Raw genomic sequence first — 21,724 nt, forward strand, 5'->3', positions numbered from 1 at the left:
AACCGCGCCCGACGCGGGCTACTGGATGCTTCGGTGGGACATCGGTGGGGGCGGAGGGGGCAGGACCGGCAGGGTGTCGTGGTAGATGACAGCGATCTGCGAGCTGCTCTCGATGTACCCGTAATCACTGGGCGACACGCGCCCCGACCGGGAGCGCAGCAGGGCGGCGGGCAGCTCGGACATGTCGTCGGGGGACACCGTCACCTCGCGTTCCATCTGCACCGGGCTCAACCAGGATCCGACCGGACGGGGGGAATCCCCGAAATGCCAGATGACCACCGGAACGCCGCTCCGCACCGCCAGGGCCACGCTCAGGAAGACCTCGCCGAGACCGCGTGGAACGGAAATTCCGATGACTCTGTCGTCATCGAGCCTTTTGGCGATCAGTCTCTCATTCATGTCCGCCGTGTGGAAGAGGTCGAAAACCGCGGCACGGCCGTCGCGGAAAAGGCCGGACCAGCGTTGTGAGAAACGTTTCTGTGCACTTCTGACCTCGGGCGAGCGCCGGTCGAGGAGGGCTTCGTCGCGGTAGACGACCTCGGCGCGCTCGCCCAGGGGCCGGCCCTGGAGTGTGCGCCCGTTCTGCCAGCGTTCGGCGACGGCCTCGGCCATGAGGTCGAGCGAGGTCACCAGCTCCACGCGGGTGCTGCGGTGGTGGGCGGAACGCGAGTCGGCGAGCAGAAGGTCGAGCCGGGACCCCACCCGCACGCTGATCTCCTCGCCGGGCACGTCGCGGTCCATCCAGTGCTCGGCGAAGTCGGGCGGGCCGCCGCGGCCGTCGCTCAGCACCGACCAGCTCTCCAGGTCGTAGCGGTCGCGGCAGCTGCGGCTGACCCGCACCACGAGGCGGGCGGGCAGGTCCTCGGGCGCGGGCGCGGGCAGGGGGGCGGCGCCCAGGGCCCCGCCCCACTGTCCGAGCAGGTCGGCGCAGGACAACGCGGGGTGGGCGGCGGCGAGCCAGGCGCAGAACCGGGCGGCGGGGGAGGGGTCGTCGAAGGCCGGGAGCAGGGCGAGGTTGACCAGCGCCTCCCAGGCGGTCTCGGGCGGGGGCAGGCCGCCGCCCTTGCCGGCGTGGTCGGCGCGGATCGACCGGTAGGTCTCGCGGACCCCGGGTTCGCAGGGCAGCAGGGCGAGTTCGGCGCGCACGGTCGCGAGGTCCCCGGAGACGGTGGCGGCCCCGGCGGTGGCGGCGTCCACGAGCACGGACCCGAGCACGGTGTCCTCGGCCTCGCGCACGTACGGCGCCGCCTCCGCGGCCAGGGCCTCGGCGGCGACACTGCGCGCGTCCTTGCGCAGGACCCAGCGCACCAGCGGCAGCAGGGTCCCCTGGGTCTCACAGGCGGTGACCAGGCGCAGGGCGAAGCGGTAGACCGGCCCGGTGCCGACCTCGCGCCTGATGCGCAGGGGCAGGCAGCTCAGCAGATCGCTCTGGCCCTCCCTGTCCTGCACGTAGGCGACCTCGCACAGGGCGTCGACCAGGCTCTCGCGGTCCTCAGGTGTCACCGCACCCCCTCAACAGGGGAGCGGCGGCCTCCCGGACACGCCGCATGGGTGCGCTGGCCTCCTCCCACGCCGCCAGGTGGTCCAGGACCTCGCCGAGGATCCCGTAGTCGCGGTGGGCGCGCAGGACCAGCTCGTGGGAGAAGACGACGGGGACCGCCCCGGCGTCGATCCTGCGCCGCAGCCGGGGGTCGAGGGCGCTGACGAAGAGGGCGCGCACTTCGCGGGAGGCGACGGTCTCCAGGTCGGAGACGGCCTCGGCGAGGGTGTGCAGGCTCTCGTGGTCGAGGACGGGGGCGGGCCCGGGTCTGTGCCGGACGGGTACGGGCCCGGCGGGGTGCGGGGGACCCACGGGGCTCAGGTGACGCAGGGGGGCCAGTGCGGGCACGGCGGTGAGCGGGACCATCCAGGCCAGCCGCCCCTGCGCCCCGGCCTCCCGCACGATGCCGAGGAGCCGGCCGTCGTGGTCGCTCACCCCGCTCCCGCTGAACCCGCGGGTGACGGTGACCGGCGCGGAGGCGTCGACGTCGATCTGCACGTACTCGGGGCGGGCTCCGCCGGGGCCGCGCACGACCCCGGTGAGCCAGCGTCCGGCGGGGGAGTGCGGGAACCCGAGGATCCGTACGCCCAGGTCGGCCAGGGTGTGCGGCGCGCGGGTGTCGAGCGGCGCGGGGGCGGTGGGGGCGCGGCGGTCCAGGCGCAGGAGGGCCGCGTCCCACGGGGGAGCGTCCTCCCACCACCATCCGTCCTCGACGACCTCGGCCCCGGTGTGCCACGAGCGGTCGCCGCGGGGTGCGTCGAGGCGGACCCGGGTGCCGGGGCCGCCCTCGCCTGCGGCGGTGCGCACGACGTGGGCGCACGTGAGGACGTGGTCGGGGGTGACCAGAACCGCGGCACCGTGGAGGACTCCGCCGTCCCGGTCGGTGATCCTGAACTGCCAGTCGGGTGTGCTGTTGTGGTGGGCGGATGCGGACACGACGCTCCCGTTGTCGGAGGTTGGGCACCCGGGAAATGGGGGGACGGTCCCAGAACACCGGATCCAAACAACACGGCGTTTATTGGCTTCGACTCTACGTATTTACCCCCAAAACGCCTCAGGGCCACCATCCGGAGCCGACAGAACGAGGATTATTCTCGCGAAGTAATGGTGATACCTGTGGCCGTTGTTTCTGGTGTTTCAGAAGAAATATAAGAAACGAAAGAGGGCCGCGCACCGGGTGTGGTGCGCGGCCCTCCGTGTGGCTCGCTCGAGCGGCAGGCCGGTCAGGCGGAGGCCGGTGCCTCCTCGGCGGCCGGGGTCTGCTGCTTCTCGGCGCGGCGCTCGTTCCACGGCAGCGGCAGGAGGCTGTCCAGTGCCAGGCGTCCGCCGGAGAAGCCGAGGGCCAGGGCGGTCACACCCAGCGCCAGCGGGAGCTCGAAGCCGCCGACGAACACGTCGCCCACGTGCGCGAAGCCGAGGGCGGCGCCCATCATCGCGGCGAGGGCGATGCCGGTGAGCGGGAGCAGCAGGCCGAGGATCAGCGCGGCGCCGAAGCCCACCTCGATCACGGCGCCGACGATCGCGGCGACCTCGGGTGCGGGGATGCCCATGGCCTCGAAGCCCGCGGCGGTGCCGCCGATGTCGGTGGCCTTGGGCAGGCCGTGTGCGATGAAGGTGACACCGACGACCGCGCGGGCGGCCAGGGCGGTGACGTCGTGGACCTTGGAGGTGAGCGGGCGTCGGGGCATGGTGCACTCCTGCTTCGTGGGTCGGTTCGGCCGGGGTCGCACCCCACACTTGAAGGTACAACCTTTTCCCAGGAAGCTATCTCGTACCGCGGAGCCGCGACCGGATCGAGGCCCGCCCCGCGGCGGCGATCCACGGCCCGGTCAACGTGTGTACCGCGGCTCCACACCCTCGGGGTCGAGAGCCCCCAGCACCGCCGCGCTGATGCCGTCCAGCTGGCGCACCTGCTCCGGGGTCAGTGCGTCGAAGAGCACACGACGGACCTCCTCGACGTGGCCCGGCGCCGCCCCCTCCAGGGCCGCACGGCCGTCGCCGGTCAACTCGACCAGCGTGGTGCGGCGGTCGCCCGGGCGTTTGGAACGGCGCACCAGGCCCTCGCGTTCCAGGCCGGAGACCGCGTGCGACATGCGGCTCTGCGAGGCGCGCAGGTACGCGGCCAGGGCGCTCATCGTCATCATGTGCCCGGAGGTCTCCGACAGCGCCGCGAGTGTGGCGTAGGCCGAGTGGGACAGGCCGGAGTCCTGCCGGAGCCGGCGGTCGAGCCGGGCCTCCAGCAGGTGCACCGCAGTGAGGAAGTTGCGCCAGGTCCACTGCTCGTCCTCGTCCAACCACCGAGTCTCGGACAACGGGCCGCTCCCCACACCGCTCGCCTGTTCAATTGCCGCCAACGCTACCGGGGTGGTTCGGGATCTCGGATTCACCCGGGGGTCACTCACGATCCGCGCCGTTTTCCTCACGCAGTGTTATCGGGGTCGGTAGAGTCACGACCTCCGTCGAAACACACCAGGGAACCAGTCATGGCTCACTACCGCATACAGCTCGACGACGGCTCGTCCCACACCCTCCAGGCCATGCGTGTCCGGACCGACGCGCACAGCCTCTACCTCGAAGAACGCGCCGCCGGTGACTGGCGCGAAGTCTTCTCCCACCCCAAGGACCGCATCGAACGCATCCAGCGCCGCTTCACCGAGAACGACGGCTCCTGGACCTGGCTGCGCGAACGCCTGCCCGCCCCGATGGGCGTGCGCGCCTGGTAGGGCCCCGGGCCCCTCCCACCGTGGGTAATCTGCCTACGGCACGGGCTTCTCGGGAGGGATCGCGATGGGCGTAGGCGCAGCCGTGGGGCAGGTCGCACGCACCACGCGGCGGCACTACCGGGCGCTGCTGACGGCCCTGCTCATGCCCCTGCTGCCCGGCCTGCTCCTGGGAGCGCTCACCGCCGCCGCCCTCACCGCGCACGGCGCGATCACCAGCGGACAGGCGCCCGTGTGGTCCTCGCTCCCGCTGCTCACCCAGGTTTTTGCGGCCGCCGGCGCCCTGGCCCTGCTCGCGGGGGTCCCGATCGCCGTGTGCGCCGCGCTCCGGGTGGCCGCCGACGCCGTCCGGGGGCGTGCGCCCGACCTCGGCCGCGCCTGGCGTCCGAGGCTCCCGCGGCTGCGGTGGCCGCTCCGCCTCCCGGCGCTCGGGGTGGTGCCCGCCCTCCTGGGCCTGGTGCCCCTGTTCCCGGCGCTGCCCGTGGCGCGCATCGACCCCGCCCTGGGGCTGCTGTGGGTGCTGGTGGTGGCGCCGTGGACCGCGGTCGCCCTGTGCACGCGGATGTCCGCGGAACCCGTCGCGCCGGGTCCGCGGGCGCCCCACCCCGTTCCGGCCCCGCTGTTGGCGGCGCTCCTGGCCACGACCCCGTTCATCACACCCGGGCCGCTCTGGTTCGCCTACTGGGCCTGAAACCCCGCTGCCGCGCGGAGCAGCTGCGCCAGACGCTCGTGGTCGGCGCCGCCCAGGTTCGCCCACTGCTCGCGCTGGGCCTGCTCGACCTGTTCGGCGAGGTCCGCGCGCAGGTCGCGTCCGTTCCCCGTGACGCGCAGGACCACCCGCCGGCGGTCGTTGTCGTCGACGGAACGGCGCGCCAGCTCCTCGTCCACCAGCCGGTCGGCGACGCGGGTGGCGGTGGCCCCGGCCAGGCTGAGCTCCTCGCACAGCGCGGCCATCGGCAGGGGACCGGAGACCGCGAGCAGGTCGAGCATGCGCCACTGGTCGACGGTGAGTCCGTGGCCGCGCACGACCGAAGCTGCCCCGCGGTCGAGGCCGACCGCCATCCGGCGCAGGAACAGTGCGTCGAGGCCTTCGCCCGTGGTGTGTGAACCCATCCGCGTTCCGTCCCTTGCCCGGAGCCCGACCCTCCGGGAAACTTCCATTCGGATGTGAATGTAGCACCCCCGTCACCCGGCGAAAGCAACGCGGACACAGGGCCCCACCAGGATCGGGCCCGCACCCGGAGACCACAGCCCACCCGAGGAGTGAGGTCGCCATGGCCGCATACCTGTACCGCTGTCCGGAACGCCACGAGACCACCGCCGAAGCCCCCATGGGTGAGGCCCCCGAGAGCGTGCACTGCGCTTGCGGTGCCCGCGCCGCCCGCACGTTCACCGCCCCGATGGTGCGTTCCGGACCCCGGGCCGCCCACCGCATGCGCGACGTCGCGGCCGAGAGCGCGGAGAACCCCCGCATCGCCCACCGAGCCTGACCGGATCCCCCCCCCACCACAGGAAGGCCGTTGCCCATGCCCGAGGTGCTCTTCAGCCACGACCCCGACCGGCCCATGGCCCGGCAGGCCGTGCCCGGCCACAACCGTTTCCATCCCGACGTCCCGCCCGCAGCGACCGCCCGCCCCGGCCAGGAGTTCCGCATCGAGTGCCGCGAGTGGACCGACGGCCAGATCGGCGACAACGACTCCGCCGACGACGTGCGCAACGTCGACCTCGACCACTCCCACATGCTCAGCGGCCCCGTCCGGGTGGAGGGCGCCGAGCCGGGCGACCTGCTCGTCGTCGACATCCTCGACATCGGCCCGATCCCGCAGGAGACCTCCGAGAAGGGCCCGGTCTGCGGCCAGGGCTGGGGGTACAGCGGCATCTTCGCCAAGGTCAACGGCGGCGGGTTCCTCACCGACTACTACCCCGACGCCTACAAGGCCGTGTGGGACTTCAAGGGCCAGGTCGCGACCTCACGCCACGTGCCCGGCGTGGAGTACACCGGCATCACCCACCCCGGGCTCATGGGGGTGGCGCCCTCGCAGGAGCTCTTGGAACGCTGGAACCGGCGCGAGCGCGCCCTCATCGCCACCGACCCCGAACGGGTCCCGCCGCTGGCCCTGCCGCCCCTGGCGTCCGGCGCGCTCGCCGGCGCCGCCGAGGGCGACCTGTTCGACCGCATCGCCGCGGAGGGCGCACGCACCGTGCCTCCCCGGGAGAACGGCGGCAACCACGACATCAAGAACCTCACGCGCGGCTCGCGGATCCTCTACCCAGTGCACGTCTCCGGTGCGCTGCTGTCCGTGGGCGACCTGCACTTCAGCCAGGGCGACGGTGAGATCAACTTCTGCGGCGCCATCGAGATGGGCGGCTTCATCGACCTGCACGTGGACGTGATCAAGGGCGGGATGGAGTCCTACGGCGTGCACCGCAACCCGGTCTTCCAACCCGGCCGGGTCGCACCGCAGTACTCCGAATACCTGACCTTCATCGGGGTGGGCGTGGACCACCGCGACGACACCAACCTGTTCCTGGACGCGACCGAGGCCTACCGCAACGCCTGCCTCAACGCGATCTCCTACCTCAAGAAGTGGGGTTACACCGACGAGCAGGCCTACCTGATCCTGGGCACCTCCCCGATCGAGGGCCGGATCGGCGGGGTCGTGGACGTGCCCAACGCCTGCTGCGCCGTGTACCTGCCGACGGAGATCTTCACCGACGACATTCGCCCCGGTGCGGGCGGGCCCGTGTACAAGGACCGCGGGCAGGTCGCGGTGACGAGCTGACCCCCGAACACGAGAGCGGGGGCCGCGGAACCCCTCGGTTCCGCGGCCCCCGCCGGGCGTTCGGGCCGGTGCCTCAGACGTCGCCGTGGACCGGGGCGGGCGTGCCCGACCCGTCGGTCACCTGCGGCTCACCGGTCTCGCTGGCCTCCAGCCACTCGTCCCAGGACATCTGCCAGTAGCCCCAGCCGTTGTCCCACTTGAACTCGCGGTCGGTGCCGGTGGTGTCGAGGATGTCGCCCATCAGGGTGTTCTCGAAGAACCACTCGGCGTCGTCCATGCGCAGGTTGGTGCAGCCGTTGGAGGTGTTGGCCGAACCGATGTTGCCGTTGCTCGACATCTCGTGCACGAACTCGCCGCTGTTGGAGGTGCGGACGGCGTACTTGACGTCGAGGCGGTAGTAGTCGGGGTCGTCCTCGTCGATGCCGAGGGTGGCGGCGTCCATGGTGAGGTCCTCGTGGCGCTCCATGAGGACGTGCGTGCCGCTGGTGGTGGTGTCGAACTCGCGGTTGGCGGCGCCGTTGCTCACCTCGAAGGTGCGGTCGTGCTCGCCGTCGATCTCGATCTCCATCTCGTGGTCGGGCACGTGCATGGTGGCGATGAGCTCGCGGCCGACCTCGAAGTCGATCTTGTGGTTGCGGTTGCCGTAGACACCGTCGGCGGCCTCGACACCGGCGAGGTTCAGGTCGACGCTCACCTGCTGGTGCGGCTCCCAGTACTCCTCGGGACGGAAGACCGCCATCTGGTCGTCGACCCAGTTCCAGGCGCCGGCGATCTCCTCCTCGGACTCGACGTCCATGGAGTTCTCGACCTCGACCTTGTTGGTCACGGGGCGATCGAAGTTGATGACCACGGGCATGCCCACGCCGACGGTGTCACCGGAGTTGGGGAAGTTGGAGGCCAGGCCGAGGCGGCTGCCCTCGGGGGCCTCCTCGGTCGTGAACTCGTGGACCAGCTCGGTCTCCTCACCGGCCTCGTTCTCGGCGGTGGCGGTGACCACGACCTCGGCGCCGGGGCGCAGGTTCCAGTCGCTGACCCACTCGGTGTCGTCCTCGTTGAGGGTGCCGGTCATGTCGTAGAGGTCGGAGTCGTCCTCGTCGTCATCGCCGACGCTCTGGTCGACGGCGACGCCCGTGATGGACCCGCCCTCGGCCGCGACGTTGATGGGGGAGTTGGGCGGGAGGTTCTCCTCGCCGGTGTCGGGGGAGATGGAGAGCTCGGCGGGGGCGGCATCGGCCTCGTCGCTGCCCTGTGTCTCCGCGTCGCCGGAAGTGCAGGCGGTGGCGATCAGTGCCAGCGACGCCAGCACGACACCGAACCGGCGCGGGCGGGCCGCGTAGGTCTTCCCCGTCACGTCTGGACCTCCATGGATTGTCTCGAACGCCGTGTCCCTGTATTGGACGCACGAGAGCGAAAAAGGTTCGGACCCCGACCGCATCGGTATCGAGCGGTTACCGACGCCCCGCGGTTCCGGGGGGCCGGAGCCGCCGAGGGTACACCCTGGGGGTACATGTCAGGCCCTCCAGGATATGTGCCGGAAGCCCCTTGTTGTACCCGTTGTGGGCAGTCACTCCCCGCATCTAGAATATGGAGCGATCGAACTATTTTCTCCACAAACCTGAGCGATCGCTCAGGTTGTTCGGAAGGGGTACCCCATGCCGTGGATCTTCCTCGCAGGCGCGATCCTCGCCGAGGTGTTCGCGACGACCTCGCTCAAGTTCTCCGAGGGCTTCACCAAGCTCCTGCCCTCGATCTTCGTGGTCGTGGGTTACGCCACCGCGTTCTTCCTGCTGTCCCAGGCGCTCGTCAAGGGCATGGACCTCGGGGTCGCCTACGGTATTTGGGCGGCCGTCGGTGTGGCCCTCGTCGCCGTCATCGGTGTCATGTTTCTGGGAGAGTCCCTCACCTGGGTGCAGACCGGCGGCATCGCCCTCGTCATCGCCGGCGTGATGGCCCTGGAGATGGGCGGACAGCACTGAGACCGGAGGAAGAGGACGTGACCGACCCCGACCGCATCCAGGACGGCCGCAGGCGCAAGGGCGAACACCGCCGACGCCTGCTGGTCGAGGCGACCATGCGCGTCATCGAACGCGACGGCGCCGGATCCGTGAGCCAGCGGCGGGTGGCCGCCGAGGCCGGGGTGCCCCCCAGCGCGGTCACCTACTACTTCGCCGCCGTCGACGACCTGCTCGTGGCGACGCTGACCAGCGTGAACGACCTCTACGTCGAACGCATCGACGCCCTTGGCACGGGCGACGAGGGGCTCGCCGCGCTGGCCCGACTCATCGCGCCCACGACCGAGGAGGCCCGGGCCCACCTGGTCGCCGAGTGCGAGCTCTTCCTCATGGCGGCCCGGCGCCCGGCGATGCGCCCGGAGATCCAGCGCTGGACGGCTACGCTCGATGCCTTCCTCGCGCCCTACGCGGCCGATCCCGTGCAGCGCACGGGCGTGGCCACCGCCATCGAGGGGATGTTCCTGCGCGGCGCCTACTCGGACGCCAACGCGCCGGGGCCCGACGAGGTCCACCGCATTCTGCGCGGCCTGCTCGGTCGCTGACGCCCGTTCACCGCTGGGGCGCGTTGCGCGGACCGGAGGCCCACGGCTCCCGCGGCGGGTCCGGGGCCGGAACCCCGTACCGGGCGTCGTGGGCGTCCCGGAACGCCCGAGCTCGGCGGAGGCGCGTCCGCAGCACGAGCGGAAGCACCACGAGCACCGCCACCACGAGCACGAGCATGATCACCCGCAATGGGCTCACCTGGCCTCCCGCCAGTTGCAGCACCAGGCTCAGCCCGTGCAGCACCGTCACCACGACCACGGGAGCCCAGTAGAGCGGTGACACCATGCGTTCGGCCTGCACGCTCAACCGCCGCCCGAGCGCATCCAGCGCGGGGTCCCCGCTGAGCTCACCGCGGCGCACGTACCGCCCGGCCGTCCTCATGCGGCGCGGTTCGGTGTCGGCGGGCACCTCGGTACCGCCGACCGCCCACCGGAACAACGCCCGGCAGAGGGCGAACACCCCGAGGCCCACGAGCACGAGGCCGACGAAGGCCCCCAGCGCGAGCCACGCCTGGTCCGGCGCGAGGCCGTCCCGCGGCAGCACGAGCAGGACCGCCGGGACCACCACGAGCAGGGTCACGCCGGCGCACACCAGACCCGCCCGTCGCGCGTAGCGGCGCGGATCGCTCTGCGCGTGGATCTGCAGGCGCACGAGGGCGAGCCCGGGGGCGAACCGCCCGGAACCCGGTGCTTCCTTCGGTCCCTGCGCCATGGTCACCCCATAGCCGCACCACGGGACCGCAAACCCGGCCGCGCCGCCCTACCGGTAGTAGACGCCGATGAGGGAACCGTCGATCTCCTCCACGCGCACGTCGAGCTCGAACACGTCGCGCAGCACCTCGGGCGTCATGATCTCCTTCGGCGCACCCGCGTGCGCCACACGTCCCTCCCGCATCGCGACGATCCGGTCGGAGTAGGCCGAGGCGAAGTTGATGTCGTGGATGACGATCACGACGGTCTTGCCCAGGACGTCGGCGGCGCGGCGGATCTGCAGCATCATCGCCACCGCGTGTTTCATGTCGAGGTTGTTCAGCGGCTCGTCGAGCAGCACGTAGTCGGTGTCCTGGCACAGCACCATCGCCACGTACGCACGCTGGCGCTGGCCGCCGGAGAGTTCGTCCAGGAACCGGTCGCCGAGCGGCACCAGGTCCAGGAAGCCCAGCGCGGCCTCGACCTGGTCGTGGTCCTCGCCGGTCATCCGCCCCTGGGAGTGCGGGTAACGCCCGAACGCCACCAGGTCGCGCACGGTCAGGCGGGTGGTGAACCGGTTCTCCTGCCGCAGGATCGACAGGCGCTTGGCGAAGTCCCGCCCGCGCGCCCGGGTCACGTCCACCCCGTCGACGGTGACCGTGCCGCCGTCGGCCTTGAGCAGGCGCCCGACGATGGTGAGCATCGTGGACTTGCCCGCGCCGTTGGGCCCGATGATCGAGGTGACACCGCCGCGTTCGATGGTCAGCGACACCTGGTCGAGAACGGTCGCGGCCCCGTACGTCTTGGTGAGGTCGGTCAGTTCGATCAACGGGCGGCCTTTCGCAGCAGGAAGTACAGGAACAGCGCACCGCCGGTGAACTCGATGACCACCGTGAGGGTGCCGGCGTGGCCGAGCAAGTGTTCCAGGACGAACTGTCCGCCGACCAGCGCACACAGCCCGGTGAGGAACGCGATCGGCATGACGTAGTGGTGCTCGTGCCGCCCGGCGATCTGGTACGCGAGCGTGGCCGCCATGAACCCGAAGAAGGTCATCGGGCCGACCAGCGCGGTGGAGACCGCGGTGAGCACGGCGACGATCATGAGCGTGCGGATCGCGATCCGGGTGTGGTCGACGCCCAGGTTGACGGCGGTGTCCCGCCCGAGACCGACCACGTCGTAGAGCCGGTGCCTGCGCCACACGTAGACCCCGATGCCGACCACGAGCAGCGCCACCCACGGCAGCAGGTCCGGGTCGGCGCGGGTCAGCCGCGCGAACAGCCGGCTCTGCAGGGCGGTGAACTCGTTCGGGTCGAGCAGGCGCTGCATGAGCTGGGCGAGGCTGGTGAACAGGATCCCGAAGACGATCCCCACCAGCAGGGTCAGATGCAGGCTGCCGATCCCGCCGGTGAACAGGCGCTTGAACAGCAGCATCGCGAACAGCACCATGAGCCCGGCCTGGAGCACGAACGCGGCGACCGGCGGCAGCATCGACAGCCCCGCGAGCCCGAACACGAACACCATGCACGTCTGCACCAGTACGAACAGCGCTTCCATGCCCATGATCGAGGGCGTGAGGATGCGGTTGTCGGTGACCGTGTGGAACAGGACGGTGGCGATCGCACCGGCGAAGGCCACGATGAGCATGGTGAACAGGACGGTCGACCGGCGCTCGATCACGTAGGCGACGTTCCCGGTCACGCCCCAGGTCAGGTACGCGATCGAGAAGGCCGTGGCGAGGCCGGCGAGCACGGCGATGCGCGCCCAGGTGGGGAAACCGCGGCGCTCGGTGTCCGCCCGCGCTGCGGTACCCGCCCCCGCCGTGGTGGTGGGTTCGTGCTCAGCGACGGACATGGTTGCTCCTCCGCAGCAGCATGAACAGGAACACCGCGGCACCCACGACCCCGAGCACCGTGCCGACCGGGATCTCGAAGGGCGCCCGGATCACCCGGGCGAGGATGTCGCACAGCACGAGCACCCCGCCGCCGAGCAGGCACACCCACGGCACGCCGCGGCGCACGTGGTCGCCGACGGCCATGCTCACCAGGTTGGGCACGATCAGCCCGAGGAACGGCAGGGTCCCCACGACGGAGACCACGACCCCGCTGACCACGGCGACGATGCCCACGCCGAGCGCCATGACGGTCCGGTAGTTCAGACCGACGCTCACGGCGATGTCGCGTCCGAGCCCGGCGACGGTGAGCCGGTCGGCGACCAGGTAGGCCAGCAGGGCGAGCGCGCCCACGAGCCACAGTTGTTCGTAGCGCCCCTGCATGACTCCGGAGAAGTCGCCGGACTGCCACGTCCCGAGCGTCTGCAGCAGGTCGGTGCGCAGCGCGATGAACGTGGTGACGGCGCTGATGACGGCGCCGAGCATGATGCCGACCAGCGGCACGATCAGCGACGACTTCAGCGCGACCCGCTGCAGCACACCGAGGAACAGGAACGTGCCCACGAGCGCGGCCAGGCAGGCGGCGGTCATCTTCACCGGGAGCGGGGCGGCGGGCGCGAGCAGCGTGATGATGAGGATGCCCAGGGCCGCGGACTCGACCGTCCCGGCGGTGGAGGGCTCCACGAACCGGTTCTGGGTCAGCATCTGCATGATGAGCCCGGCCACGCTCATGGCGGCGCCGGCCAGCAGCAGGGCGAGGGTGCGGGGCAGTCGGCTGATGAGGAAGAGTTCGCGCGCCTCGGGGTCCTCGATCAGGCGCTGCAGGGTGATGTCACTGGCGCCGACGAACAGGCTGACCACGGCGAGTGCGAGCACGGCCAGCCCTGCGGCGGTGAGCTTGAGGTAGGGGGCGACGCGGCCCGGGGCGCGGTCGGCGGACCGTCCCCCGGGCCGTGCCGGCGCGGTGGTGGTGGAGGAGGTCACGGGGACCCGTGCTTCCTAGGAGAGGGCGTCTTCGATGTCGTCGAGGACGTTGAGGTGGGCCTGCACGCCGCCCACCAGGTAGACCTCTTCGGAGTCCAGGTACAGGATCTGGTCCTCCTCGGCGGCGGTGGTGCGGTTGACGAGCTCGTTGTCGAGGACCTGCCCGGCCGGGGAAGCGCCCTCCTCGCCGATGGCGGTGTCGCGGTCGATGACGTAGAGCCAGTCGGGGTCGGCGTCGGCCAGGGCCTCGAAGGACAGCACCTCGCCGTGGCGGGCGTCGTCGCTGGTCACGTCGAGGGTGGGCTCCAGGCCGAGGTCGTCGTAGAAGAAGCCGTAGCGGGATCCGGGGCCGTAGGCGCTGATCTCGCCTGCGGTGGTGATGATGACCAGGCCGTCGCCGGACCCGGAGACGAGCTCGCCGACCTCCTCGGTGCGCTCCTCGAACTCGGCGGCCAGGGCCTGGGCCTCTTCGGCCTTGTCGAAGATCTCGCCGTAGGCCAGCACCCGTTCGTTGAGGCTGCCGAGGGTGTCGGCGGAGTCGGTGCTCATGTCGATCGTGGGGGCGATCTCCTCGAGCTGCGGCGTCGCGTCGGAGCTGCGGCCGCCGCTGATGATGAGGTCGGGGTCGAGTTCGGCCACGGTCTCGAAGTCGGGCTCGAAGAGGGAGCCGACGTTCTCGACGGTGTCGTCCGCGGCGTAGTGGTCGAAGAAACCGGGGACTGCGTCGGCGGCGGGGATGCCGGCGATGTCGACGTCGAGGGCGTCGAGGATGTCGAGCTGGGTGTTGTCGAAGACGACGACCGTCTCGGGGTTCGCCTCGACCTCGACCTCGCCGTTCTCGGCCTGGACGGCCACGGTCCGGTCCGCGGCCTCGTCCTCTCCGGACGCGTCGGTGCCGCACCCGGCCAGAACCAGGGCGGAGACGGGGAACAGGGAGAACCAAGCGGCGGAACGTGGGGACACGACGACTCCAGACTCGGGGCAGCCTCATCGCAGGTAAGGCTTGACTTAGTAAGGCAAGGCTAAAGTTACATGCCGTGCAATGGGAGGCAAAGGGAGCGCCGGCGCCAGGCAGGCCTCATTCGGGGTGGACTGTCAACTGAAACCCCGTCCCGCCAGGGGGAGCGGCTCTTCTCGGGGCATGGGTATGATCCGCGTCACCAACACGAAGGGGGCGCGGGGTCTCACGTTCAGTGGCGGGCTCGGTCAGGCCCCGGGGTCCAGGCGGGTGAGCAGCTCGGACACACGTCCGGGCCGCTCGTACGGGGACAGGTGGCCCGCGCCCTCCAGCTCGACGACCTCGGCGTTCAGCAGCCGCCGGGCCGGGCCGTGCAGGCGCGCCGGGGAGAACAGCACGTCCTCGGACCCGGTCGCCACCACCGTGGGGGTGTCGTGCCACGGCCGCAGGCACTCGACCGTCAGGGTCGGCGGGGTCAGGACGTAGCGGCAGTGCGTGGCCACCAGCGTCCACCAGCGCGCCATCGGATCGGAGGCCTCGATGCGGTAGTCGTGCCCGTGCAGCACGTTGAGCAGGCGGGCGCTCTTGCTGTCGCGCGGTCCGATCATCCACGGCAGGGCCGCACGCATGAGGTCGCCGCCGGTCCCCGCGGCGGCCAGCCCGGCCGGGTCGACCAGCAGCAGGCCCGCGACGCGGGAGGAGGGCGTGGAGTCCAGCAGCATCGCCGCGCCCAGGGAGTGGCCGAGCACCAGCACCGGACCGTCGGTGATCTGCGGAAGGAGCTCGTCGAACCAGGCGCCGTAGGCGGCCATCCGGTCGCCCTTGGGGCGCACGTCCCCGCTCAAGCCCGGCTGTCCGGGCGGGTCCACGCTGATCACCGGCCGGTCCTCGGCCAGCACCCGCAGGACCTCGATGTTGGTCGCGGTGTTGAGGTTGGGACCCGGCAGCATCACCACGGGCATGCCCTGGCCCCCGGACGCACGGAAGACGCGCGTGGGGCCCAGGGCGGTCTCGACCGCCGGCAGGCGTTCCAGCTCGGGCCAGGCGGCCAGCCGCTCCTCGCACCAGGAACGGATCGCCTCCGCGCCGGAGGGGGTGCGGTAGATGTGCGTGCCTCGGGGCGCACTCTCGGTCATCACAGTCGACGATCATCCCATGTCACCCGTCCCCTGGCTACCGAGATCGGGGTCATGTGACGGGGGTGACGCCCGCTTCATCCGGTCACGCGTGATTGGTAGAGTTCCGGCGACGTTCATACGAGTCGGTTGAGGAGGGGAAATGGTCGCCACGCGCAGCCACGAGCGGCACCGTGTTCCCGCCTCCTCCCGCTCTCCGCGCGCTTCTCATGCGACGCGCCGCAGCCGGTTCGCCGAGGCAGAGAAGCCCCCGGTCGGCAATTGCCGACCGCACGGAACCAACGGTTACACGACCTCTTGGGGCACCAACGCACACGGTGAGCTCGCTGCGTGCCCGCCGGGACGCCGTTGACTTCCACACTCGACCACCGCCGGGGCGCCAGGACGACGGCACCCCCGGCGGGTGGTTCCGCGATCGACGCACCCTCATTCCCGCCGCGACCCTGATCACGCGCGCCTCCGGGCGCCGCTGTGTCGTTTAGGGCGCGGCGGCAAGTTGTGAAAGGACAGTGGCGTGGTGCTGCTGACTTTGATCCTGGTGCTCGCGGCGACGGTACTGAGCATCCCGCTGGTGGAGCGCTTCATGGGGCGCAACACGGGCTGGTTCGCTGCGGCGGTCCTGACCGCTCTGACCGTACTGGTAGCCGCGCAAGCACCCCAGGTCCTCGGCTCCGGCGAGGCCCTGACCTACTCCGTGCCCTGGATGCCCCAGATCGGCGTGGAGTTCCACCTGCGCATGGACACCCTGGGGTGGATGTTCACCCTGCTGGTGACCGGTGTGGGCGCGCTGATCATGGCCTACTCCGCCAGGTACTTCCCGGCCGGACGGCGACTGGGCTTCTACTTCCTCATGACCCTCTTCGCGTTCGCGATGACGGGACTGGTGCTGGCCGACGACGTCGTGCTGCTCTTCGTGTTCTGGGAGCTCACGACCATCGCGTCCTTCTACCTCATCGGGCTCTCCGGCCCGACGGCCAGCCGGCCCGCGATCCGCACGTTCCTCGTCACCGCCATGGGCGGGCTCGCCCTCCTGGGTGCGGTGGTGCTGCTCGTGGTCCGCACGGGCACCACTCAGCTCAGTGCGATCCTCGCCGACCAGACCTGGACGCAGGACACCGGTTTCGTGTCGCTGGTCGCGGTGCTCGTGGTCGTCGCGGTCTTCACCAAGTCGGCGCAGTTCCCGTTCCACTACTGGCTGCCGGACGCCATGGCGGCCAGCACACCGGTCAGTGCGTATCTGCACGCCGCGGCGATGGTCAAGGCCGGCATCTACCTGGCCATGCGGTTCACACCCGCCTTCGGTGACGTGCTCGTGTGGAACGCCGCGCTCATCGCCTTCGGTCTGACCACGGCCGTGATCGGCGCGGTCTTTGCCCTGCAGCAGCACGACCTCAAGCGCCTGGCCGCCTACTCCACCGTCAGCCAGCTCGGTTTCCTCGTCGCCGTGATCGGTGTGGGGACCCCCGAGGCGCTGGTGGCGGCGGCTGCGCACACCGTCGCGCACGCCCTGTTCAAGTCGGCGCTGTTCATGACGGTCGGCCTGGTCGACCACGAGGCCGGGACCCGGGACCTGCGCGACCTCGGCGGGCTCGCGAAGAAGATGCCCGTCACCGCGGGGATCGCCACCCTGGCGGCGCTGTCCATGGCGGGCATCCCGCCGTTGTTGGGCTTCGTCAGCAAGGAGTACCTGTTCGCCGGCCTCCTCGGCACACCCGGCGGCCCCTGGGTGGGCGTGCTCGCCGGGGCCGTGGCCGTGGGCGCTGCAGCGTTCACCTTCGCGTACTCGTTCCGCTTCGTGCACGGCGCCTTCTTCGGGGAACCCCGCGGGGAGCGCAAGGCCGACCAGGAGGGCACCCACGAGGCCCCGGTCACCTTCTGGGGCCCGGCCGCCCTGGCCGCGCTCGGCGGGGTGCTCCTCGGCCTGGCCGTGCCGGTCCTGGACCCCCTCGTCAACGGGGTCGCACAGGACACCACCGACACCGCCGCCGACGCACACCTGTTGCTGTGGCACGGGTTCAACCCCGAGCTGGCGATGTCCGCGCTGGCCATCGGGTTCGGCGCGCTGCTCGTGTGGCGCACGGCCTCCGGCGAGTCCTACGCCGGCCGTCCGCTGCTGCCCGTCGACGGGCCCTCGGTCTTCGAACGCCTCCACGGGGCCACGATCCGCGCCGGGCGCAGGGTCGGCGACCTCACCCGCACCGACGCGATCGCCTTCCACCTGGGAGCGCCCATCGTCCTCGTGCTGGTTCTGGCCGCCCCCGTCGTGTACTTCGGCCTCGACCTGCCGGCCCCGGCCGGACAGACGAGCCGACCGTTGGACTGGCTCCTGGTCGGGCTCATGGCGGTGGCCGTCCTCGGCGCCGTGCTCACGCGTTCCCGCCTCGCCGCGCTGGCCCTCATCGGTGTCGCCGGGTTCACGACCGCCCTGTGGTTGTTCTTCCTCGGCGCCTTCGACGTGGCTCTGACCCAGCTGCTCGTCGAGGTACTGACGGTCGTCGTGGCGGTCCTGGTGCTGCGCCGTCTGCCCCGGACCTTCCACACGGTGACCCGCAGGCGTTCGGCCCTGACCGCAGTCATCGCCATCGCGACCGGCCTGGTGGCGGGCGCGGCCGCGTTCGCGCTCACCGGGCGCCGGGAACTCTCGCCCGCCGCCGAGTACTTCCTCAACAACGCGCCCGAGGACACCGGTGGTGACAACGTCGTCAATACGATCCTGGTCGATTACCGGGCGCTGGACACCCTGGGCGAGTTGGTCGTGTTGGGTGTGGCCGGCCTGATCATCATCTCCGTGCTCGGAAGCACCAACCTGCTTCCGGTGAACAAGGGCCGCAAGGTCACGGTCCCCGTGGCGAACCCGGCGTTCGAATCGGCACCGAACACGGTACTCATGCGCACGGTCGCCAAGTTCCTGCTTCCGTTGCTGGTCGTCTGGTCCTTCTACCTGCTGGCCCGCGGCCACAACGAGCCCGGGGGCGGTTTCATCGGCGGCCTCGTCGGTGGTTCCGCGTTCGCACTGACCTACCTCGCCGCGTCCAGTGACGCCTCGGCCCGGATCCGCCTTGCCTACCCGGCGATCATCGGGAGCGGCATCCTCGTGGCGATCGGTTCGGGCCTGTTGGGCTTCTTCGAGGGTTCGTTCCTGCTACCGCTCCACGCCGAGATCCCGCTGCCCGGCGGGGACTACTACCACTTCACCACCGCGCTGATCTTCGATGTCGGTGTCTACCTCGCCGTCGTGGGTGTGCTTCTGGCCGCCCTCAACGAGCTGGGGCTCGACAACGGGGGCGGAGCGGCGGTCTCAGCACCGCCGTCACCGGCGGCGTCCGGGGGCGACCGCGGCGGGGCCACCGCTCCCGCAGGCACCGCCGGGGCCACCGCCGTCGAAGTGGACACGACCACCTCCGGAGGTGCCCGATGACCCTCGCTGTCACCATCGCGATCATGGTCGCCGGAGGCGTCTACCTGATGCTCCAGCGCGGGATGGTCCGCATCGTCCTCGGGCTGTTGCTCGTGGGGCACGCGGCGAACCTGTTGCTCATGTCGGCCGGCGGCATCTTCCGCCGCGACCAACCCCTCCTGGGCATCAACCCACCCGATTGGGCCGCTGATCCGTTGCCGCAGGCGTTCGTGCTCACCGCGATCGTGATCGCCTTCTCCATCGTGATCTACATGCTGACCCTCGCCGCCTCCGGCAGCGACGACGACACCGAGGACGCCTCATGAACACCGCGCTTCTCCCGATGTTCGCCGGGGTGCCGTTGGCCGTGGCAGGCCTGCTGGCCGTGATCACCCCGCGCGGGTGGCTGCGTACAGCGCTCTTTCTGGGGCCGAGCGCCCTGGGGCTGGCCGCATCGTCCTACTTGCTCTGGCTCACCCGGGACGGGGAGGTCTACTCCCACAACGTCGCCCTGTGGGCCGACGGGATCTCGATCCCCTTCGTCGTGGACACCTTCAGCGCACTGATGCTGTGGACGACGGCCCTGCTGGTCCTGGTCTGTTCGGGGTTCGCCGTCGCCGTCCGGGACCACATGCAGCCGTTCTTCCCCGCACTCGTTCTGGTGCTCTACGCAGGTGTGTCCGGTGCTCTGCTCACCGGGGACCTGTTCAACCTGTTCGTCTTCATCGAGGTCATGCTGCTGCCCTCTTACGGGCTGTTGGCGATGCTGGGCGCCCTCGGGCGGCTCAGGGCGGGGCGGATCTACGTGACCGTCAACCTGCTGACCTCGACGATCTTCCTCGCCGGTGTCGCGCTGGTCTACGGCGCTGCCGGCACCGTGCACATCGGTGAACTGGCCGGGCAGGCCTCCGAGTCGCCCATGGTCGCCGTCGGCATGGGTGTCATCATCCTCGCCCTGTCGATCAAGGCCGCGGTCGTGCCCGTTCACGGCTGGCTGGCGCGCACGTACCCGCGGGCCTCCCCTGCGGTCACGGCGCTGTTCTCCGGCCTGCACACGAAGGTCGCGATCTACGCGATCTACCGCCTGTACGCGATGGTCTTCGACGGAGACTCCACCTACCTGTGGATCGGCATCGTGGCCTTCTGCGCCACCATGCTCATCGGTGTCATGGGCGCCGTCGGTGAGGACACCACCCGGTCGATCCTGGTGTTCCACATGATCAGCCAGATCGGTTACATCCTGCTGGGCGTCGCGCTCTTCACCGAGATCGGCCTCATGGCGGGCATCTTCTACCTGATCCACCACATGATCGTGAAGGCCTCGCTGTTCTTGTCCACGGGGGCGATCGAACACACCCACGGAACCGGGGCGCTCGACAGACTCGGGGGGATCGCCAAACGCGAACCCCTGCTCGGGCTGGTCTTCATGGGTGCGGCGCTGTCACTGGCCGGTCTCCCGCCCTTCTCCGGGTTCGTCGCCAAACTGACCCTGGTCATCGGCGCCGTGGACGCCCAGCAGTGGGCCGCCGCGATCATCATGATCGTGGTCAGCCTCATCACGCTCATGTCCATGCTCAAGATCTGGGGTGGTGTCTTCTGGGGGAAGGCACCCGACACCGACGCCGTCCACGAGCCTTCGGACGAGAGCGGTTCCGTGGCCACAGCCGTGGCTCCCCCGAAGATCCGGGCCGGTCTGCTCCTGCCCGGGCTGATCCTGACCGCAACGACCCTGTGCATCGGGCTCGGGGCCCAGGTCCTGTTGTCTCTGAGCGCTGAAGCCGCCCAGGGCTTGTTGGACACTTCCGCTTACATCGAGGCGGTGCTCGGCTGATGTCTTATCTGCTCTGGGTGCTACGCACCCTCCGTTTCCCGTTCTATTTCGGCTTCGAGGTCGTCAAGACCACCCTGGTGGTGCTCTGGGACGTCCTGACCCCCGGCAGCTCTTCGGTCCCGGCGTTCGTCGAGGTTCCCACACGGTGCCGGAGCGACTTCGAGACGACCATGCTCGCCAACATGATCTCGCTGACCCCGGGGACCGTCACCGTCGCCGTCGGCGAGGAGCGGCCGGCGACCCTGTGGGTCCACGGCCTGTACGTGGAGGACCGCCCGTCCTTCCGGGAGGACATCCACACGATGGAGGACCATTTGCTGGCTGTGACGCGCCCCCGAGCCGGGGTTCCGCCTCGGCCGGAAACCGCGGACAGTGCAGATCGGGGTGAGCGCTGATGCAGCCCATCGACATCGGCATCGTGGCCGTGATCATCGGCATGGCCGTGGCTGCGTACAGGATCATGATCGGTCCCTCCAGCGCTGACCGCGGGGCCGGGGCCGACGTGGTCTTCTTCGGGTTCGTGAGCCTGGTCGCCCTCCTCGGTTTCCGACTCGGGACCGACCTCGTCGTGGACATCGTGCTGGTGTGCACCCTGGTCGGGTTCTTGTCCGCCCTGTCCATCGCCCGTCTGATCTCCGGAGGCAAACGATGACACCGTTGGAGATCGCCAGCATGGCGTGCATGATCGCCGGAGCGCTGGTGTTCCTGGCCGGCGCGTTCGGTCTCCTGCGCCTGCGTGACTTCTACGCGCGCCTCAGCGGCGTCACCATCACGGCCGGGCTGGCGCCGGCGCTCATCCTGCTGGGGTTGTTCCTGGACTACCCGACGCTGGAGAACGCTTGGAAGATCGCCCTGGCGTTGCTGATCCAGCTCGCGACGGCCGCCATCGGCGGCAACGCCATGGCCCGCGCCGGTTACCTGACCGGAACGCCGCCGACCCCGGGGACCGCCTTCGACGATCTGGAAGAGGCCGGTAAACGCCGCCCCGAAGAGGACGGAAAGGCCTGAGAACAGGGGGCCGAAGCCCCGAACAACAGACCCCTTGGTGTCCGGAAGAGGGCGCCAAGGGGTTTTTCATTTCCAGATGCGCCCGGGTTAAACATCACATAAAGCGAGCGTGCGGTTCCCCACTCCGGGGGCACCCCGGTGTCGCCCGCCGGTCAACCGTTGGTACAGTTATTGGCGCTAACGGGCGTATCGGGCGGCACCGCTGCCGCCCCTGTCGGGCTCCACCCGTCACCAC

24 protein-coding genes are annotated in these 21,724 nt (G+C 70.4%); 12 read left to right on the forward strand and 12 right to left on the reverse strand.

Features of this window, described 5'->3' with window-relative positions:
• Positions 1 to 18 precede the first annotated feature (18 nt).
• The 4 genes from IDM40_RS06465 to IDM40_RS06480 form a co-directional block, all read right to left on the reverse strand.
• Entirely contained in the window at positions 19 to 1,503 is a 1,485-nt protein-coding gene (locus IDM40_RS06465) for a hypothetical protein (protein WP_193120979.1), read from the reverse strand.
• Positions 1,493 to 2,476: a trypsin-like serine peptidase gene (locus tag IDM40_RS06470; protein WP_193120980.1), complete on the reverse strand. Its 984-nt coding sequence runs from the start codon at positions 2,474 to 2,476 to the stop codon at positions 1,493 to 1,495. Before IDM40_RS06470 ends, IDM40_RS06465 begins: the two co-directional genes overlap by 11 nt.
• Before the next feature lie 287 nt (positions 2,477 to 2,763).
• Positions 2,764 to 3,228, reverse strand: coding sequence for a DoxX family protein (locus IDM40_RS06475; protein ID WP_193120981.1), 465 nt, complete (start codon positions 3,226 to 3,228; stop codon positions 2,764 to 2,766).
• Between the two features lie 141 nt (positions 3,229 to 3,369).
• Positions 3,370 to 3,852, reverse strand: a complete 483-nt coding sequence (locus IDM40_RS06480) for a MarR family winged helix-turn-helix transcriptional regulator (RefSeq protein WP_193120982.1) — start codon at positions 3,850 to 3,852, stop codon at positions 3,370 to 3,372.
• A gap of 171 nt (positions 3,853 to 4,023) precedes the next feature.
• Between IDM40_RS06480 and IDM40_RS06485 the strand changes: the two genes are divergently transcribed.
• Together IDM40_RS06485 and IDM40_RS06490 are read left to right on the forward strand one after the other, a co-directional pair.
• Positions 4,024 to 4,263, forward strand: coding sequence for a hypothetical protein (locus IDM40_RS06485; protein ID WP_193120983.1), 240 nt, complete (start codon positions 4,024 to 4,026; stop codon positions 4,261 to 4,263).
• Between the two features lie 64 nt (positions 4,264 to 4,327).
• Entirely contained in the window at positions 4,328 to 4,951 is a 624-nt protein-coding gene (locus IDM40_RS06490; RefSeq protein ID WP_193120984.1) for a hypothetical protein, read from the forward strand.
• On the opposite strand, the gene IDM40_RS06495 is transcribed toward IDM40_RS06490, so the two are convergent.
• Positions 4,939 to 5,373: a MarR family winged helix-turn-helix transcriptional regulator gene (locus IDM40_RS06495; protein WP_193120985.1), complete on the reverse strand. Its 435-nt coding sequence runs from the start codon at positions 5,371 to 5,373 to the stop codon at positions 4,939 to 4,941. The genes IDM40_RS06490 and IDM40_RS06495 overlap by 13 nt on opposite strands.
• A 161-nt stretch (positions 5,374 to 5,534) precedes the next feature.
• Between IDM40_RS06495 and IDM40_RS06500 the strand changes: the two genes are divergently transcribed.
• A complete protein-coding gene (locus IDM40_RS06500) occupies positions 5,535 to 5,750 on the forward strand; it encodes a transcriptional regulator (RefSeq protein ID WP_193120986.1) in 216 nt (71 codons plus the stop codon).
• Between the two features lie 36 nt (positions 5,751 to 5,786).
• Complete coding sequence (fmdA, locus tag IDM40_RS06505; RefSeq protein WP_193120987.1) at positions 5,787 to 7,043, forward strand: formamidase; 1,257 nt, start codon at positions 5,787 to 5,789, stop codon at positions 7,041 to 7,043.
• Positions 7,044 to 7,116: 73 nt separating this feature from the next.
• Here fmdA and IDM40_RS06510 read toward each other — a convergent pair whose 3' ends face one another.
• On the reverse strand, positions 7,117 to 8,394 hold the full coding sequence (locus IDM40_RS06510) for a L,D-transpeptidase (protein WP_193120988.1): 1,278 nt from the start codon (positions 8,392 to 8,394) through the stop codon (positions 7,117 to 7,119).
• 301 nt (positions 8,395 to 8,695) lie between these two features.
• On the opposite strand from IDM40_RS06510, the gene IDM40_RS06515 reads away from it, so the two are divergent.
• Complete coding sequence (locus IDM40_RS06515; protein WP_193120989.1) at positions 8,696 to 9,019, forward strand: DMT family transporter; 324 nt, start codon at positions 8,696 to 8,698, stop codon at positions 9,017 to 9,019.
• Positions 9,020 to 9,036: 17 nt separating this feature from the next.
• Complete coding sequence (locus IDM40_RS06520) at positions 9,037 to 9,597, forward strand: TetR/AcrR family transcriptional regulator (RefSeq protein WP_193120990.1); 561 nt, start codon at positions 9,037 to 9,039, stop codon at positions 9,595 to 9,597.
• A gap of 7 nt (positions 9,598 to 9,604) precedes the next feature.
• On the opposite strand, the gene IDM40_RS06525 is transcribed toward IDM40_RS06520, so the two are convergent.
• From IDM40_RS06525 to IDM40_RS06550, 6 genes are all read right to left on the reverse strand, one after another.
• Entirely contained in the window at positions 9,605 to 10,309 is a 705-nt protein-coding gene (locus IDM40_RS06525; protein WP_193120991.1) for a hypothetical protein, read from the reverse strand.
• Positions 10,310 to 10,357: 48 nt separating this feature from the next.
• Positions 10,358 to 11,116, reverse strand: coding sequence for an iron ABC transporter ATP-binding protein (locus tag IDM40_RS06530; protein ID WP_193120992.1), 759 nt, complete (start codon positions 11,114 to 11,116; stop codon positions 10,358 to 10,360).
• The gene (locus tag IDM40_RS06535) at positions 11,113 to 12,138 is read right to left on the reverse strand and encodes an iron chelate uptake ABC transporter family permease subunit (RefSeq protein ID WP_193120993.1); all 1,026 of its coding nucleotides are present in this window, start codon (positions 12,136 to 12,138) and stop codon (positions 11,113 to 11,115) included. Before IDM40_RS06535 ends, IDM40_RS06530 begins: the two co-directional genes overlap by 4 nt.
• Positions 12,125 to 13,159, reverse strand: a complete 1,035-nt coding sequence (locus IDM40_RS06540; RefSeq protein WP_328806951.1) for an ABC transporter permease — start codon at positions 13,157 to 13,159, stop codon at positions 12,125 to 12,127. Before IDM40_RS06540 ends, IDM40_RS06535 begins: the two co-directional genes overlap by 14 nt.
• Before the next feature lie 15 nt (positions 13,160 to 13,174).
• Positions 13,175 to 14,122: a siderophore ABC transporter substrate-binding protein gene (locus IDM40_RS06545; RefSeq protein ID WP_193120994.1), complete on the reverse strand. Its 948-nt coding sequence runs from the start codon at positions 14,120 to 14,122 to the stop codon at positions 13,175 to 13,177.
• Between the two features lie 243 nt (positions 14,123 to 14,365).
• Positions 14,366 to 15,253 carry an alpha/beta fold hydrolase gene (locus IDM40_RS06550; RefSeq protein WP_193120995.1) on the reverse strand — a complete coding sequence of 296 codons (888 nt, stop codon included), beginning with the start codon at positions 15,251 to 15,253 and terminating at the stop codon, positions 14,366 to 14,368.
• A 514-nt stretch (positions 15,254 to 15,767) separates the two neighbouring features.
• Between IDM40_RS06550 and IDM40_RS06555 the strand changes: the two genes are divergently transcribed.
• From IDM40_RS06555 to IDM40_RS06580, 6 genes are read left to right on the forward strand one after another with little or no spacing between them, the layout of a single operon-like run.
• Positions 15,768 to 18,671, forward strand: coding sequence for a DUF4040 family protein (locus IDM40_RS06555; RefSeq protein WP_193120996.1), 2,904 nt, complete (start codon positions 15,768 to 15,770; stop codon positions 18,669 to 18,671).
• On the forward strand, positions 18,668 to 18,976 hold the full coding sequence (locus IDM40_RS06560; RefSeq protein WP_193120997.1) for a sodium:proton antiporter: 309 nt from the start codon (positions 18,668 to 18,670) through the stop codon (positions 18,974 to 18,976). The genes IDM40_RS06555 and IDM40_RS06560 overlap by 4 nt, the downstream gene beginning before the upstream one ends.
• Positions 18,973 to 20,481, forward strand: coding sequence for a monovalent cation/H+ antiporter subunit D family protein (locus tag IDM40_RS06565; protein ID WP_193120998.1), 1,509 nt, complete (start codon positions 18,973 to 18,975; stop codon positions 20,479 to 20,481). Before IDM40_RS06560 ends, IDM40_RS06565 begins: the two co-directional genes overlap by 4 nt.
• Positions 20,481 to 20,876 carry a Na+/H+ antiporter subunit E gene (locus IDM40_RS06570; RefSeq protein WP_193120999.1) on the forward strand — a complete coding sequence of 132 codons (396 nt, stop codon included), beginning with the start codon at positions 20,481 to 20,483 and terminating at the stop codon, positions 20,874 to 20,876. Before IDM40_RS06565 ends, IDM40_RS06570 begins: the two co-directional genes overlap by 1 nt.
• A complete protein-coding gene (locus IDM40_RS06575) occupies positions 20,876 to 21,133 on the forward strand; it encodes a monovalent cation/H+ antiporter complex subunit F (protein ID WP_193121000.1) in 258 nt (85 codons plus the stop codon). The genes IDM40_RS06570 and IDM40_RS06575 overlap by 1 nt, the downstream gene beginning before the upstream one ends.
• Positions 21,130 to 21,489 (forward strand): cation:proton antiporter, encoded by a 360-nt coding sequence (locus tag IDM40_RS06580; RefSeq protein WP_193121001.1) that lies wholly within the window; start codon positions 21,130 to 21,132, stop codon positions 21,487 to 21,489. Before IDM40_RS06575 ends, IDM40_RS06580 begins: the two co-directional genes overlap by 4 nt.
• Positions 21,490 to 21,724 lie beyond the last annotated feature (235 nt).

The sequence above is a fragment of the Nocardiopsis coralli genome (genome assembly GCF_014892575.1).
GTDB lineage: Bacteria > Actinomycetota > Actinomycetes > Streptosporangiales > Streptosporangiaceae > Nocardiopsis > Nocardiopsis coralli.